Genomic DNA, 15,493 nt, shown 5'->3' with positions numbered 1-15,493 from the left:
TGATCTTGGCAGCTTTATTCGAGCATCTTGCTCAACAACCAGCTCCCCGCCGGCCCCGGCGGATATAGCCGCGACCACAAGGCATCGACAAACACCGGTTTCGGCCAGCCGCGCACGTCCAGTTCAATCAGCAAGTCATTGGCATAGCGCTGCACCAGCCACCTCGGCAATGGCGCCCAGCCAAATCCCTTTTCCGCCATTTCCAGCAGCATCAGATAACTCGGCGCCGACCACACCCGGCCTTTGCCGCGACTGTCATAGGGATTGACGATGGTCGCCAGGCGCAACTCGCGATGTTGCTCGAGGATCTGCTGGTCGACATGCTCAAGCTTGGCCAATGGATGCTCGCGGCTGACGAACAGGGCAATCTCCGTGCGCTCGGCGACGGTCGAGGTGACCAGATCCGGCGGGTAGTTGTCCTGCATTTCCGCGAAGGCCAGATGCGCCCGGCCGCGCTGGACCAGTTCGATCAGGTCATCGCATTCGGCAATCAGGCATTCCAGCTCCAGCTCTGGATATCGCTGCTCGAAACTCACCAGTGCCGCCTCGAAACGATACGACTGATAGGTATCGGAAATCGCCACGGTCAGCTTCGGCTCGACGCCTTGCGCCAATTGCCGTGCGCTCATCTCCAGGCGACTGGTGGCGGCCAGAATCGCTTCGGCTTTCTGCAGCATGACGTGGCCGGCGGGGGTGAGCGTGGGTTTGCGGCTGCTGCGGTCAAACAGTTGCAAATCCAGATCGATTTCCAGACTGGCGACCGCTGCGCTGATGGTCGACTGACTGCGCCCCAACTTGCGCGCAGCGGCGGAAAACGAGCCTTGCGTCGCCGCCTGCACAAACGCCAACAGCACTTCCTGCGAAGCCATGAACTATCGCCTTGATCGATGGTTATTGGTTATGAAGTATCGGGAATCGGTTGGATCATGGCAACCATTGTCAAACAAGGAGTCAGGCCATGACTGTCTACAAGTCCATCACCGAACGCGTGTTCCAGGCTGTCGGGTTCGAATTTCTCGCCATCCTCATTTGCACACCGCTGCTGGCGTGGATCATGCAAAAACCTCTGCTCGACATGGGGGCCGTGACCGTACTCATTGCGATGTTGGCGCTGGCATGGAACGTGGTGTTCAACCGTTTTTTCGACCGTGCTCTGGCGCGAATGAATCTGTCGCATAACGCCTGGGTGCGGGTGGTGCATGCATTGTTGTTCGAAGGTGGACTGATCGTGATGGGCGTGCCGCTGATTGCCTGGTGGCTGTCGGTCAGCCTGTGGCAGGCGTTGTTGCTCGACATCGGCGTGCTGCTGTTTTTCCTGCCGTATACCTACGTCTATCACTGGGGTTATGACGTCCTGCGCGAACGCTTCATGGCGCGCCGCGCCTATGAAAGCTAACGCCGATCCCCCTGTAGGAGCTGCCGAAGGCTGCGATCTTTTGATTTTGTTTTTTAAGTCGCAGCCTTCGGCAGCTCCTACGCGGGTCAAGCGCTACAGGAACATGCCGCCCGATGCCTCGACCCGCTGGCCGTTGATCCACTGTCCACCCGGTGACAGCAGCAGCGCCAGTGCACCGCCAATATCATCCGGCTGCCCGACGCGACCCAGCGCGGTGTTGCTCGCAACCATCGCGTTGACAGCGCTGTTGTCGCGCACCGTACCGCCACCAAAATCGGTTTCAATCGCACCCGGCGCCAGAATGTTCACGCCAATCTGCCGCGCGCCAAGCTCCTTGGCCTGATAACGGGTCAGCACTTCCATCGCGCCTTTCATCGCCGCATAGGCGCCGTAACCCGGCAGGCTGAAGCGGGTCAGGCCGCTGGAAATATTGACGATGCGACCACCGTCGTTGATCAGCGGCAGCAGTTGCTGAGTCAGAAAGAACGGCCCTTTCAGTTGCACGTTCATTAGCAGATCGAACTGCTCCGGGGTGGTTTCGCTGAACAGCGCATGCACGCCGACCCCGGCATTGTTGATGAGGAAATCAAAGCGCTGGCGCTCAAAGGTTTGCTCCAAGACCTGTGCAACCTGCGCGGCGAACGCGGCAAAGTGTTCGCTATGGCCGACGTCCAGTTGCAGCATTGCCGCTTTCGCGCCGAGTGCCTGTAGCTCTATGACCAGATTCTGCGCCTCGTCGGCGCGGCTGTTGTAGGTGCCGATGATGTCGATGCCTTGCGCCGCGAGATGCAGGGCGGCGCTGCGGCCCAGGCCGCGACTGGCGCCGGTGATCAGTGCGATTTTGCGATTCATGCGGACTTCCTCGATTTCGTTGAGTGGGGATGGAAGAAGTTTATTTATCCGCCCTGAGGTGATAAACACGGCGAAAGCGGAATCACTGATCGGCGCAGCCGAACAATTACCGAGGCCTGTGATGAACAAACTGGAACTGCTGCGTACCTTCGTCCGGGTCAGCGAACTGTCGAGTTTCACCCTCGCCGGTGAAAGCCTCGGCCTGCCGCGCTCCACGGTGTCCGAGCAGGTGCAGGCACTTGAAGCCTTGCTTGGCACGCGCCTGTTGCAGCGCACCACGCGCAAGGTGCAGGCCACCCAGGACGGTCTGGTGTTATATGAACGCAGCAAGGATCTGCTCTCGCACATGGACGAAATCGAAGGGCTGTTTCGGCAGGACGAGGCTTCGCTGACCGGGCGCATCCGGGTCGATATGCCGAATATTCTCGCGCGACGGTTGATCATGCCGCGCCTGCCGGAGTTCATGGATCGCCACCCGAATCTGCAGATGGAAATCAGCAGCACCGATCGCCGTGTCGATCTGCTGAGCGAGGGCTTCGACTGCGTGTTGCGCATCGGCGCGCAGCCGGATCAGTCGGTGGTCGCCCGGCATCTGGGCGACTTCCCGATGGTCAACTGCGCCAGCCCGGATTATCTGCAACGTTACGGCGTGCCGCAGACCCTGGAAGATCTGGCACAGCATCGGCTGGTGCATTACGTCGGCGTGCTGGGCTCGCGTTCGGAAGGGTTTGTCTATGAGGAGGACGGTGAGGTGCGGCGCGTGGCGATGGCCGGCAGTGTCACGGTCAACAGCACCGATGCCTACGAAGCGGCGTGCCTGGGCGGTTTCGGCCTGACCCAGGTACCGCGCACCGGCATGCAACCGCATCTGGAAAATGGCGAACTGGTGACCGTGCTGGCGCAGTACACCGCACCGCCGATGGCGATTTCCTTGTTGTATGCGCGACAACGGTATTTGCCGCTGCGGGTGCGGGTGTTTATGGATTGGCTCGGCGACGTGGTCCGCTCAACGCTCTGACTTGGGAATGCAACCCTGTGTAGGAGCTGCCGAAGGCTGCGATCTTTTGACTTTGATTTGTAAAAACAAGAGCAAAAGATCGCAGCCTTCGGCAGCTCCTACAGGGGGATTTGCATAGGGTCAGAAGATTTGGGTGAACAGCCAGTAAAGGCTGCCCGACAGCAGGATGGCCGCTGGCAGGGTCAACACCCAGGCCATCAACAGATTACGGATCGTGCGCATCTGCAACCCGGCGCCGTTGGCAACCATGGTCCCGGCCACGCCCGAGGACAACACATGGGTTGTCGATACCGGCAAACCGAACATGTCCGCCGCGCCGATGGTCAGCATCGCCACGGTTTCCGCCGAGGCGCCCTGGGCGTAGGTCAGGTGAGTCTTGCCGATCTTCTCGCCGACGGTCACGACAATGCGCTTCCAGCCGACCATGGTGCCGAGTCCCAGCGCAATCGCCACGGCGATCTTCACCCACAGCGGAATGAACCGCGTGGCGTTGTCGATCTGTTGTTTGAACAGCTGCAGCTTGCTACTGGTGTCGGCATCGAAGTTGCCGACCTTGTTCTTGTCCATCAGGCGAATGCTTTCGCTCGCCAGGTACATGTCATTGCGCACGTTGCCCATGGCTTCGGCCGGGACCTTTGCCAGCGAACCGTAGCCTTTGACTTCCTCGCCGATATGCCCGGTCAGGGCGGCGAGGGCGGGGATCAGTTGCGGCGTGGGTTCCTTGCTGCGCACGTAATCCGAAAGGACCGGGCGTGGATCGGCAGGTGCTGGCAGCGGTGCACTTTTCACCAGCGCTTGTTGAGTGACTTGGGCGACGGCGGCGAATTGCAGCGATTGTTCTTCCGGCATGGTCCGGTTCAATGCGTAGGCCATTGGCAGCGTGCCGACCAGAATCAGCATGATCAGGCCCATGCCTTTCTGACCGTCGTTGGAGCCGTGGGCGAACGACACGCCGGTGCAGGTGGCGATGAGCAAACCGCGAATCCACAGTGGCGGTGGAGTATTGCCTTCGGGCGCCTTGTACAGCGCACGGTTCTTGACGAACGCGCGCAACGCCAGCAGCAACAGCGCCGCACAACCGAAACCCACCAGCGGCGACAGCAGCAGCGCATAGCCGATCTTGGTCGCCTGCGCCCAGTCGACACCGCTGGTACCGTCGCGGCCGTGCATCAAGGCATTCGCCACGCCGACGCCGATGATCGAGCCGATCAAGGTGTGCGAAGACGACGCCGGCAAGCCCAGCCACCAGGTGCCAAGGTTCCACAGAATCGCCGCGATCAACAGGGCGAAGATCATCGCAAACCCGGCGGACGAGCCGACCTGCAGAATCAGCTCCACCGGCAACAGCGCAATGATGCCGAACGCCACCGCACCGCTCGACAGCAGCACCCCTAGGAAATTGAAGAACCCCGACCAGACCACCGCGACATTCGGCGGCAGTGAGTGGGTGTAGATGACTGTCGCGACGGCGTTGGCGGTGTCGTGGAAACCGTTGACGAACTCGAATCCCAGCGCGATCAACAGCGCCACGCCGAGCAACAGGAACGGCGTCCAGGTGGTGACCACCGTGCCGAGTTCGTGCATGTCGTGCATCAGGCTGTAGGCGGTAAACAGCATGCCCATGGCGAGCACGGCGAAAAAGATGACGTAGGTGAACGGACCGGTTTTCTTGTCGAGCGCCGGTCTGCCACTGGCGGCGGACGCAGGGCTGGCGGTCAGTGAGGGCGTGGCCATGGCGGACAATCCTGAGCGAGGGAAGGAATGTCGCACATGATCGTTGCAGAATGTTACAGAGAGACTGCGTCAGGTCAGTGTTTGGGCGTTCAAGCCCGCCGCTGATCCGAAGGCTGAAGAAGAAACCTGTGGGAGCGAGCCTGCTCGCGAAAGCGCCCTGTCATTCAACATTGATTTATCTGACACACCGACTTCGCGAGCAGGCTCGCTCCCACAGGGACGACTGTCTTGTGTGTGGGATTTGCGCTCAATAATCCCCACGCTTGCGGAACGCCCAGCGCCCGGCGATCACCGTGAACGTCGCCACCAGCGCAACCAGCACCCAAAACCCGTGCGGGTCCTGCGACAGCGGCACACCGCCGACATTCATGCCGAAAAAACCGGCAATGATGTTGATGGGCAAGGCCAGCACCGTCACCACGGTCAGGGTGAACAGCGTGCGGTTGCTCTGTTCGTTGAGGTTGGCGGCGATTTCTTCCTGCAGCAATTTGATCCGCTCGCCGAGGGCAGTGAGGTCGTTGATGATCAGCGCAAACTCCTCGGTGGATTTGCGCAACTCCTTGACGTCCTCCTTCTGCAACCACGGCGGCGGGCGGTTGAGCAGGCGCAGCAGCGAACCCGGCTCCAGTGCCAGCAGCCGTTGCAAACGTACCAGCACGCGGCGATTGGCACCGAGTTCAGCACGGTTGGTCGACAGGCGCGAGGAAAGCAATTGATCCTCGACCAGATCGACGCTCAGGCTGGTCTTGCGCACGATCTGCGTCAGCACTTCGCCCTGATCGCGCAGCAGGTGCACGAGCAATTCCGAGGGCGAACGAAAGCACTCTCCGGCCTTCACCGACGAGCGCAATTTATCCACCGAGTGCAGCGGTTGCAGGCGTGCGCTGACGATCAACTTGCTGCGCACGCAGACCCACAGCGTCGACACGTCCGAGGAGACCATGCTGCTGAGGTTGAACACCACATCGTTGACCACCGCCAGCAGCGCCGAGTCGACATGCTCGATGCGCGTCGAACGCGAACCCTCGTGCAACGCCTCGAAAAATTCGTCGGGCAATTGCAGATGACTTTTCATCCAGCGCTCGCACGCAGCATGGGCCAGGTTCAGGTGCAGCCAGAGGAATTCGCCGCTGTCGCTGTCGTCCTGCAAACAGCGCAAAGCCGTCGCCGAATCGATCTCGCGACCGCGCTCACCGGGCAGGAAGCGAAAGCCGTAGAGCAGGCCGAACAGATCCGAATCGCGATGGCTGATATCGAGGCTATGGTTCATGGCGGCTCGCTGGGAGGAGGGTGTCTGGTGCGGATTTTCAGGTTCACCTGAGCGGCATCATCGCAAGCTCACATGACCGTTTTGTGACAGTGAAGTGACGTCAAATCAATGCGTTACCGACTGTCGGAAGATTCTCAAGAAGCGCTCTGGCGCGCCGATCCCAGGTGAGTTAGGTTGCGCGCCATTGGCTTTCGGTCATGGTGTGTCGACAGGGAAGTCCGGCCAATTTCCACGTCCGTTCGGGCGTGCCTCATCCCTGCTTCGAGTACCTTGCAATGCTGCAAAAATCCCTGAGAGCGCAAATCCTCGCACTGCTGAGCGGCAGTCTGCTGGCGATACTGTTGATCGCGCTGGCCTGCTTTCATTTCCTTTCCAACGGCGTGCAAAGCTACAGCCAGTTGATCGCCGGCCCGTTGCACACTTCGCAACTGATCGATGAAGCCAACCTGCAATTCAAAGTGCAGGTTCAGGAGTGGAAAAACGTCCTGCTGCGCGGCAAGCAACCGGCGGATCTGGCGAAATACTGGGGCCAGTTCGAAGAGCGTCAGCGCGACGTGCAGAACATTCTCGGCGAACTGGCCGGCCAGAAAGGCATCGAGACAAATCTGAAATCACGCATCGAACGTTTGCGCGAAGAGCATCGCCAGTTGGGTGCTGCCTACCAGAAGGGCCGTGATGCCTACGTGGCAGCCGGTGGTGAGCCGAGCGCCGGCGACGCAGCGGTCAAAGGCGTCGACCGCGCCACCAGTGAGCAAATGAGTGCGCTGGTCGCCGAGTTGCGCCAGCAGGGCACCGAGCAATCGGCGCTGATCAGTGCCAGCGCTGAGCGCACCGTGTGGCTGGGGCTTCTGGTGATGCTCGGGTCAGGCTTGCTGATCGGGTTGCTGAGCCTGTGGCTGGTCAGCCGCAACCTGATCGAGCCGATCCGCAACCTCATCGATTACGTCACTCGCTTGAGCCGTGGCCAGTTGGCCGAACGTGTAGTCAGCGAGCGCCGCGATGAGCTGGGCAACCTCGCCGCCGCCGCGAACACCCTGCGCGATTTCCTTGCCGACACCTTCACTCGGTTGCAGCGCAGCGCCAGCAATCTGGACAGCGCCAGCGGCGAGCTCAATGCCATTGCCACGACCATGGCCGGGGGCACCAACGAGCAATTCAACCGGACCGATCAGGTGGCCACGGCGATGAATGAAATGTCCGCCACCGCGCAGGAAGTCGCCCGTCACGCCGCTGATGCCGCGCGTGCTGCCGACGATGCCGATCAGTCGGCGCAGCAGGGCGAAAAGGTCATGCAAACCACCATTCATTCCATCACGCAGATGCGCGGCGAAATCGCCAACACCGCCACGGTGATCCGTCGTCTGGAAACCGATAGCGGTCGTATCGGCAAGGTGCTGGAGGTGATTCGCGGCATCGCCGAGCAGACCAACCTGCTGGCGCTCAACGCAGCCATCGAAGCGGCACGGGCCGGCGAGGCCGGGCGCGGTTTTGCGGTGGTGGCCGACGAGGTACGTAACCTCGCCCAGCGCACGGCGGAGTCGATCATCGAGATCAACCAGATCATTCAGAACGTGCAGACTGGGGCTGTCGACGCCGCGCAGGCTATCGAGAGCGGACAGGCGCGCAGTGACGAAAGTGTCGAGCAAGTGACCCAGGCTGGCGCGATGCTGGAGCGCATCACCCTGGCCGTGGAAGCCATTCGTGACATGAACCGTCAGATCGCCACCGCAGCCGAGGAGCAGACGTCGGTAGCCGAGGATATCTCGCGCAACCTGACTGAAATCACCGCGATTGCCAGCACCAATCTGGACAACGTGCAGCGCACCGAAAGTGCCAGTCAGAATCTGCATGGGTTGTCGGGGCAGTTGAATGAGGTGACGGCGCGGTTGAGTGCCTGATTTTGGCTGGCGGTTTGTCAGTGTTTTCGGCGTGATGGCTTTTGCCCCTCACCCTAACCCTCTCCCAGAGGGAGAGGGGACTGACCGTGTTGATTGTTCGAGGTACGCCGACCTGAGATGTCGAGGTGCACTCAGGCTCCGAAATTTCCCCGATCTGCTCCCTTTCCCCCTCGCCCCCTTGGGGGAGAGGGCTGGGGTGAGGGGGTAAAGTTTTCACTGACAACTCATCAACAATGCCAAACGCAAATCATAAAAAAACCGCACGATGCTAAATCGTGCGGCTCTTTAACAACGGTCTATCAAGTATCTTGCTTGTCGCTCAGCACTTTACCGGTGGTGGCATCAAAGTCCACGTCGAACTCTTTGCCGTCAGCAGTTTTAAGTTCGACTTCGTACTCGTAACCGTTGAAGTGGTTATCCAGGTCGGTGTCGGTAATCGTTGCGCCCGGGTGCAGTTTCAGGGCTGCTTCGTTCATCGATTCAAGCGACTTGATCTTGCCGTCCTTGACCAGTTGCGGGATCTGGTCGACACGCACGTCAGCCTGAGCCAGGCCAGCGGTAAGAGTCAGGGCAGCGGCGGTAAACAGGGCAGTCAAAGTTTTCATCGGTTCATTCCTTGGCAGTGCGTTGAAGTGGTTGATCTGTGTAAGTGGGTTCAGATTAACCAGCGCAACTTAACTCACCCTTAAATCTGCGCCTCGCGAGAAAACCGCTCTTGTGGGAGCGAGCCTGCTCGCGAAGCAGACGACTCGATAACTAATCAGAAACCGTTCTTCTTCAAAACTTCATCAATGCTGCCAACCGCCGGACGCTTATAAAACTTCAACAGCTCACTGGCGCGGTTGGTAAAGATGCCATCGACACCCGCCGCCATGACTTTCTCGTAGTCCACCGGCTCATCGACGGTATAAACGTGCACCAGCATGCCCTGGTCGTGGGTGTACTGGTTCATCCACGGTTGCACCAGATCGGAATAGCTCTGGTCACCGCCATGCGTCAGCTTCGCCGAAGGGCCGGTGCCGATCGCGCCTTGGGCCTTGGCGTAGTCGACCCATTGCTTGAATTCAGCTTCGGATTTTGGCTCCTGCTTGCCGTAGAAAACGTTTTTGTCCTTCTCACCGGACGCGGCAAACGTCACGGCGGATTTCGGCTCGATGCTGCCTTCGCCGACCCACAACAGCAGGATCTTCGGCACTTGCGGCATTTCCTTTTCCAGCAGTTGCAGGCTGTTTTTGTCGAAGGTTTGCAGGATCACCTTGCCTTTGCCCTGACCGACGCCCAGTGCACTTTTCGCCAGTTTCGAACCGGCCGGACTGAGCCAGCCGCGATCCTGCAGTTTTTCCTTCAGGTCGTGTTCGATGCCGGGAAACAGCTGTGGCTCCTTGGTTTCGATGTACAGGCCCGGCTTGTGTTGCGGGTTGGCGCGGGCGATGTCGATGATTTCATCAAGAGTGAGGATTTTCAGCCCGGCGTAAGAGGGGCGCGCGCGGTCCGGGTATTTGGTGTTGAACCAACTGCCGGCGTCGAGGGTTTTCAGTTCGGCCATGGTGAACGCGGTGGCCGGGCTGTCCTTGCGCTCGGGGAATTTGCTGGCGACGTCGGTGGTGCGTTGCAGATTGTCGTCGTGCAGGGCGAAGAGCACGCCGTCCTTGCTGCGTTGCAAGTCCATTTCCAGGTAATCGGCGCCGAGGTCGCGGGCCAGTTTGTAGGCCGCTGCGGTGGATTCCGGGGCATCGAACGACGCGCCACGGTGGGCGATCACCGCCGGATGCGGAATGCCATGGGCGGCAGCAATTGCCTTGGGCTCAGGATGGCTGTCGGCGTGCGCCTGACCGAGACCGAACAACAGACTCAGCACCAGGGCGCTTCGGGTAAAAGTGGCAGGCATGGTCGAGTTCCTTTCGCAGGTTTTTTTCGAGACGTACCTTTTAACAATTGAAGCGCCGCAGGGCTATCGCCAGACCGACATAAAGCGAGCAAAACGGAAATTTCCTGCACTTTTGTGGCGCTGTTTGCAGTACGCTTGCCCACGGCAGACGCCCCGGCAGAGGGCGCGCCGCTGTGTTGCCCTGCGTGTAAACCATCGATCATCTTTCGTGAGGTTTACCATGCGCATCACCTCCCAACTCATCTGCCAGGCCGCCGACAATCTCAAAGGCTTCGTCGGCCTCAACCGCAAGACCGGCCAATACCTCGTGCGCTTCAGCGAAGATTCGTTCGGCATGGACGTGGCCGATGACGGCATCATTCCGACCAGTGAGTTCGTCTGGGCACCGCTATCGGACACCACCATGACGCTCAAGCGCGAACTGATTCAGTTGCTGCTTGATCAACACATCGACGAGCGCATCAACATCAGCGAACCGTTGCGGGTCTACATGAGCAAGGTCGAAGTACCGGAGATTGTTGCAGTGCGAAGTCTGGTGCGCAGCTGAGGTTTGTAGTGTGGTTGCGGGCCTCTTCGCGAGCAGGCTCGCTCCCACAGGGATTTTGTGAACAGCACAGATCCCCTGTGGGAGCGAGCCTGCTCGCGAAGGCGGCACCTCGGTTCACCGCCAGCCGCAATTGCTACCCAACCACGAACCGATGTCAGTTCCCATCACCCTGGCACCCGCTCATTGGCAAACATGCTCACCGCATCCACGGCCTCACTGGCGCCGTCGCGAATCTGCAGAATCACCGTCCCGGCCTGATTGGCCAGTTCCACGCCTTCGGCCGCGCGGTCGCGGGTGCCTTGCATGCTTTTGATCGCTTGCCGCGTTTCGCTCTGGATCAGACTGATCATGTTGGAAATTTCGGCAGTGGAGCCGCTGGTGCGCGCCGCCAGTTGCCGCACTTCATCGGCGACCACGGCAAAACCGCGTCCCTGTTCACCGGCGCGTGCCGCTTCGATGGCGGCGTTGAGGGCGAGCAGGTTGGTCTGATCGGCAATCGCGCGGATGGTGTTGACGATGGCGGTGATCTGCTCGGAGCGGTCGCCCAGTTGCGCGATCAATGTTGAAGACTGGCTGATGTCTTCGGCGATTTCGCGCATTTCGCTGGCAGCCTGTTGAATTACTTGCGTACCTTGCTCGGCGACTTTTCGCGTCGCTACCGAGATGTGATAAGCGGTGCTGGCACTGCGCGCGTCCTGCTCGTGTTGCTCGACACGGGCGGTAACGTCAGACGCGAACTTCACGACTTTGTACAAGCGCCCCGAAGCGTCATATACCGGGTTGTAGTTGGCCTCCAGCCAGACGATCTGACCGCGCTTATCCACGCGCTCGAACTGTCCGTGGAAGAACTCGCCCTGATTCAGGCGCCGCCAGAAATCCTGATAGGCGCCGCTGTTGACCAGCGCCGGAGTGCAGAACAGGCGGTGATGCTGGCCCTTGAGCTCTGCGAGGCTGTAACCCATGCGCGTGAGAAAATTCTGGTTGGCGGTAAGAATGTTGCCGTCGAGATCGAACTCGATCACCGCCATCGCGCGATCGATCGCCTGCAGCTTGGCGTTGGCCTCGTTCTCCTGCTGCACCTTGGCGGTGACATCCATCGCGTACTTGACCACTTTGATCACCCGTCCCGACGCATCCTTGATCGGGTTGTAACTGGCCTCCAGCCAGATCGGCTGGCCCTTGCTGTCGACCCGTTCAAAGGTGCCGGACTGGAACTGACCGTTTTTCAGGCGCGACCACAGCTCAGTGTATTGGGCACTGCGACCGAACTCAGGTGTGCAGAAATGCCGGTGCGGCTGGCCAATCGCCTGGGCAGCCGTGTAACCCATGGTCTTGAGGAAATTGTCATTGGCACGCAACACCACGCCATCAAGATCGAACTCGATCACCGCCATCGAACGGTTGATCGCTTCGAGCATCGCGGCCTGGTCAAAAACGGTGTGTTGCAGTTCAGCGAGGGCGGCTTTCTGGCGATTGAAAAACATGCTTGCGATACTCGGGAAGTGGGGAAAATCAAAAGGATTCAGTCCCTATTCCTGCGCCGGCAAACCGAAATGCACAGGCGGCATTCGGTGGTGACTGCTCAATGCCAACGTTCCGTTACTGGCAGATGGCTACTTATACAAAACTTAATAAAGTTGTACAAGGAAGGAATTTTTCGCGAGGTTGTATAACTTTTTACGAAATTAGTTGTACACGGCTCGACGAGCCGGTGATTCACCGCTGATACAGTGCCAGGAACATCTCCAGCGCCGACTCGGCAACTGCATTCTGCGCGTCTGGATCAAGGGCTGCGCGTCCGAGCGAGATCTGCGGCCAGAATGCAAAAGCCTTGAGCAAACCTTGCACCTGATGCGCAGCGAACTCGGGATCCACCGGTTTGAGCCGGCCGTCGGCTTGCGCCTCGCGTATCCAGACAGTCAGGCCTTCCTCGCGCTCGCCCATGCGCTCGATCATGTTCTGCGCGCGCTCGGGGGAATGAATGGTTGCGGCGATTGCGACCCGCGCGAGGGTGAGGAAATTCTCGTCGGCCATCATTTGCACTTTCTCGCGCAACATTTGCCGCAATTGCTCGCTCAGTGGTTGCTCGCGGTTATAGCGCACCGATGGTTCGGCAATGATCCGCGCCCACAATTGATTGAGGATTTCGGCGAACAGCTCTTCCTTGCTCGGGAAGTGGTTGTACACCGTACGCTTCGACACCCCGGCCGTGGCGGCGATCTTGTCCATGCTGGTGATTTCGAACCCATGGGCACGGAATTCGGTTATCGCCGCCTGGATGATGGCTTCGCGTTTGCGGTCGGTGAGGCGTTGTGGAGCGGTCATGAGCGGGCTTCGGCAGAGAAGAGAGGAAATTACACTCGGCAGTTTACTTGGCGTCGGCTTTGATGCAACCTAGAAACTACACCGCTCAGTGTAATGTTGCGTTAATCCTCGCACCTTACAAACCAGAGCGCTTGGCCCTTGCGTGCAGCTTGGCCATTTTCATTCCCCGTGGAATACCGTGCAGCACACGGTTTTTCGGAGTCGTTCAATCATGGCCAATCCAGTCTCCCTCCCGGATAACACTTCCGCGCCTGAAGCCTCTCGACAGGATCAAGGGCTGTTTCGCAATCACGCGCCGGTGCAACGCGAAGGCCTGCGCAAAATGCTGCGAATCATGTGGAACATGATTTTCCACAAACCGCGCAACACCCGTCCGACCGCCGCCATCCCCGTGCAGCCGCTGACGCGCGAAGATCTGCTCGCAGCGCCAAACCACAGCGTCTATCGCCTCGGGCATTCAACCCTGTTGCTGAAGATGCGCAACAAGTTCTGGATCACAGACCCGGTCTTCGCCGAGCGCGCCTCGCCCGTGCAGTGGGCGGGTCCGAAACGCTTTCATCAGCCACCGATCAGCATTGACCAGTTGCCGCCGATCGAGGCGGTGATCCTCTCGCACAATCATTACGACCATCTCGACTACGAAGCGGTACGCAAACTCGCCGCGAAAACCACGTACTTCCTGACCCCGCTGGGCGTGGGCGACACCCTGATCAAATGGGGCATCGACGCCAGCAAGGTGCGCCACTACGACTGGTGGCAGGGCACCGAACTCGCCGGCATCCGCTTCATCGCCACTCCATCGCAGCACTTCTCCGGCCGTGGCCTGTTCGACGGCAACAGCACGCTGTGGGCGTCATGGGTGATGATCGACGGCGACACACGCATCTTTTTCAGCGGCGACAGCGGTTACTTCGACGGCTTCAAACGCATCGGCGAACAATACGGCCCGTTCGACCTGACCCTGATGGAAACCGGTGCCTACAACGTCGAATGGCCCCACGTTCACATGCAACCGGAAGAAACCCTGCAAGCCCACATCGACCTCAGAGGCCGCTGGCTCTTCCCGATCCACAACGGCACCTTCGACCTGGCCATGCACGCCTGGCACGAACCCTTCGACCGCATCCTCGCCCTCGCATGGGAACGCAGTATTGCGATTACCACACCGCGAATGGGTGAAGCGTTCAACATTGCGCAACCAGAACGGGGGAGCGCTTGGTGGATGGCGGTGGAGGAGGAGGGTGATGCGGTGGTACAGAACGCATGAATTGCTCAGTTGGTGAGGGGCATCCCCCTCGCCTGCTTATTCAGCCATCGCAAAATCCCCACGCCCCACCGATTCCCCCGACATACCCTGCGCCCTGACACTGCGCCCCGGTGCGAACCCCGGAAAGAACACCAATCCCTGCGCTTCAAACCGATAAGCCAGTGCCAGCTTCGCGGCATCCGCCACGTCCTGCTGCGCTTCGAATCGCTGAATATCTGCCACTGCCACCTCGGCCTCGCGCGACAGTTGTTCAACGCTCCAGCCCAGCATGGCGCGGGCCTGGACGCAGTGGGTCGGGGTGAACTGGAAAAGGGCAATGCGTTCGAGGACGTGGTTCATCGCAAGAGAGGCCATGGTGTGCTCCGGGCTCAAAAGTGCTGATTGAAAATATACTGTGTTTTTGTACAGTTGTTTTCGGCCGGGATCAAACGCAATTTTCGAATTTGCCTAGTTCGCCGCCTCCAACCAGACGGACGGTGCCTCACCGAGCACTCGCCGAAACATCGTTGAAAAGGCCGCCGGACTTTCATAGCCGAAGTCCAGGGCAATCCGCGTCACCGCTTCCCCCGCCGCCAACCGTGCCAGTGCCTGCACCACGCAGGCTTGCTGCCGCCATTGGCGGAAGCTGAGCCCGGTCTGCTGCCGAAACAATCTGTTAAAGGTACGCAAGCTTATGTGTAACTGGTCTGCCCAATGCTGCGGGGATTGATGCGTATTGGGCATGTTCAGAAAGGTCTGACACAGACTGAGGAGCTTTCCTTCGGCGGGCATAGGAATGTGTAGGGGAAGAGGCGCACTGCGTGTCAGTTCATGCAACAGCAAATTGATCAGCACACCGTCACGTCCGGACTCGTCGTACGTCAGCGGCACGTCCACTGCTTCCATCAGCAAATACCGCAGCAGCGGCGACACGTTGAGCACTTGGCAGTCCGACCCCAGATCCACCTTGCCCGGTTCGATATACACACTGCGCGTGCTCACCCCGAGCATCAATACCTCATGGGCCACGCCCGGCGGAATCCACACCGCGCGTTGCGGCGGCACCACCCAGTTGCCATTCTGAGTGCTGACCTGCATCACACCGGTGGCGCCGTAAAGCAATTGCGCGCGTCGATGCGTATGAAACGGGAGTAGGTGGCCGTGGGAATAATCGGTACCGATGGCCACGACCGTGCGAGGGGTGTCATCGAGCTGATTGATCGAAATATTGCGCATCAGGCGTGGTTCCGGCGATTGGCGTAAACGCGAACATTATTGGCTGAACTACTGAAGCCGGCCAATGCATGCCACGACTAATG

Annotated in this window: 15 protein-coding genes and 1 pseudogene; 6 read left to right on the top strand and 10 right to left on the bottom strand. The window is 59.6% G+C overall.

Annotated features, from left to right (window positions below):
* Positions 1 to 14: 14 nt before the first annotated feature.
* The gene (locus QRN33_RS00220; protein ID WP_285405919.1) at positions 15 to 869 is read right to left on the bottom strand and encodes a LysR family transcriptional regulator; all 855 of its coding nucleotides are present in this window, start codon (positions 867 to 869) and stop codon (positions 15 to 17) included.
* 89 nt (positions 870 to 958) lie between these two features.
* On the opposite strand from QRN33_RS00220, the gene QRN33_RS00215 reads away from it, so the two are divergent.
* A complete protein-coding gene (locus QRN33_RS00215) occupies positions 959 to 1,396 on the top strand; it encodes a multidrug/biocide efflux PACE transporter (protein WP_116659220.1) in 438 nt (145 codons plus the stop codon).
* Between the two features lie 93 nt (positions 1,397 to 1,489).
* On the opposite strand, the gene QRN33_RS00210 is transcribed toward QRN33_RS00215, so the two are convergent.
* A complete protein-coding gene (locus QRN33_RS00210; protein ID WP_065616754.1) occupies positions 1,490 to 2,248 on the bottom strand; it encodes an SDR family NAD(P)-dependent oxidoreductase in 759 nt (252 codons plus the stop codon).
* A gap of 121 nt (positions 2,249 to 2,369) precedes the next feature.
* Here QRN33_RS00210 and QRN33_RS00205 point away from each other — a divergent pair, with 121 nt between their 5' ends.
* On the top strand, positions 2,370 to 3,266 hold the full coding sequence (locus QRN33_RS00205) for a LysR family transcriptional regulator (protein WP_285405912.1): 897 nt from the start codon (positions 2,370 to 2,372) through the stop codon (positions 3,264 to 3,266).
* Positions 3,267 to 3,386: 120 nt separating this feature from the next.
* Here QRN33_RS00205 and QRN33_RS00200 read toward each other — a convergent pair whose 3' ends face one another.
* Positions 3,387 to 5,000 carry an inorganic phosphate transporter gene (locus QRN33_RS00200; protein ID WP_042607226.1) on the bottom strand — a complete coding sequence of 538 codons (1,614 nt, stop codon included), beginning with the start codon at positions 4,998 to 5,000 and terminating at the stop codon, positions 3,387 to 3,389.
* A 247-nt stretch (positions 5,001 to 5,247) separates the two neighbouring features.
* Positions 5,248 to 6,270, bottom strand: a complete 1,023-nt coding sequence (locus tag QRN33_RS00195) for a transporter (RefSeq protein WP_042607225.1) — start codon at positions 6,268 to 6,270, stop codon at positions 5,248 to 5,250.
* A 197-nt stretch (positions 6,271 to 6,467) separates the two neighbouring features.
* Here QRN33_RS00195 and QRN33_RS26635 point away from each other — a divergent pair.
* Positions 6,468 to 7,283, top strand: a pseudogene (locus tag QRN33_RS26635) (methyl-accepting chemotaxis protein); the annotation flags it as partial.
* 117 nt (positions 7,284 to 7,400) lie between these two features.
* A complete protein-coding gene (locus tag QRN33_RS26630) occupies positions 7,401 to 8,168 on the top strand; it encodes a methyl-accepting chemotaxis protein (RefSeq protein WP_371919899.1) in 768 nt (255 codons plus the stop codon).
* 299 nt (positions 8,169 to 8,467) lie between these two features.
* Here the strand turns inward: QRN33_RS26630 and QRN33_RS00185 are convergent, their stop codons facing one another.
* A complete protein-coding gene (locus tag QRN33_RS00185) occupies positions 8,468 to 8,773 on the bottom strand; it encodes a PepSY domain-containing protein (RefSeq protein ID WP_123418909.1) in 306 nt (101 codons plus the stop codon).
* 155 nt (positions 8,774 to 8,928) lie between these two features.
* Positions 8,929 to 10,056, bottom strand: coding sequence for a glycerophosphodiester phosphodiesterase (locus QRN33_RS00180; protein ID WP_083352158.1), 1,128 nt, complete (start codon positions 10,054 to 10,056; stop codon positions 8,929 to 8,931).
* Between the two features lie 220 nt (positions 10,057 to 10,276).
* Between QRN33_RS00180 and QRN33_RS00175 the strand changes: the two genes are divergently transcribed.
* Complete coding sequence (locus tag QRN33_RS00175; protein WP_065616759.1) at positions 10,277 to 10,603, top strand: DUF2025 family protein; 327 nt, start codon at positions 10,277 to 10,279, stop codon at positions 10,601 to 10,603.
* A gap of 164 nt (positions 10,604 to 10,767) precedes the next feature.
* Here the strand turns inward: QRN33_RS00175 and QRN33_RS00170 are convergent, their stop codons facing one another.
* Positions 10,768 to 12,087, bottom strand: coding sequence for a methyl-accepting chemotaxis protein (locus QRN33_RS00170; RefSeq protein WP_285405901.1), 1,320 nt, complete (start codon positions 12,085 to 12,087; stop codon positions 10,768 to 10,770).
* Between the two features lie 232 nt (positions 12,088 to 12,319).
* Positions 12,320 to 12,928 (bottom strand): TetR/AcrR family transcriptional regulator, encoded by a 609-nt coding sequence (locus tag QRN33_RS00165; protein WP_285405898.1) that lies wholly within the window; start codon positions 12,926 to 12,928, stop codon positions 12,320 to 12,322.
* Positions 12,929 to 13,139: 211 nt separating this feature from the next.
* Between QRN33_RS00165 and QRN33_RS00160 the strand changes: the two genes are divergently transcribed.
* Entirely contained in the window at positions 13,140 to 14,195 is a 1,056-nt protein-coding gene (locus QRN33_RS00160; protein WP_285405895.1) for an MBL fold metallo-hydrolase, read from the top strand.
* A 36-nt stretch (positions 14,196 to 14,231) separates the two neighbouring features.
* On the opposite strand, the gene QRN33_RS00155 is transcribed toward QRN33_RS00160, so the two are convergent.
* The gene (locus tag QRN33_RS00155) at positions 14,232 to 14,549 is read right to left on the bottom strand and encodes a helix-turn-helix domain-containing protein (protein ID WP_123418913.1); all 318 of its coding nucleotides are present in this window, start codon (positions 14,547 to 14,549) and stop codon (positions 14,232 to 14,234) included.
* A 93-nt stretch (positions 14,550 to 14,642) separates the two neighbouring features.
* Positions 14,643 to 15,410, bottom strand: a complete 768-nt coding sequence (locus QRN33_RS00150; RefSeq protein WP_285405891.1) for an AraC family transcriptional regulator — start codon at positions 15,408 to 15,410, stop codon at positions 14,643 to 14,645.
* Positions 15,411 to 15,493: the final 83 nt, after the last annotated feature.

The organism is Pseudomonas sp. FR229a, assembly GCF_030209115.1.
Classification (GTDB): Bacteria; Pseudomonadota; Gammaproteobacteria; order Pseudomonadales; family Pseudomonadaceae; genus Aquipseudomonas; species Aquipseudomonas moraviensis_A.
Note: the sequence above shows the minus strand (reverse complement) of the source record. Positions and strands in the feature narration are given on the sequence as shown.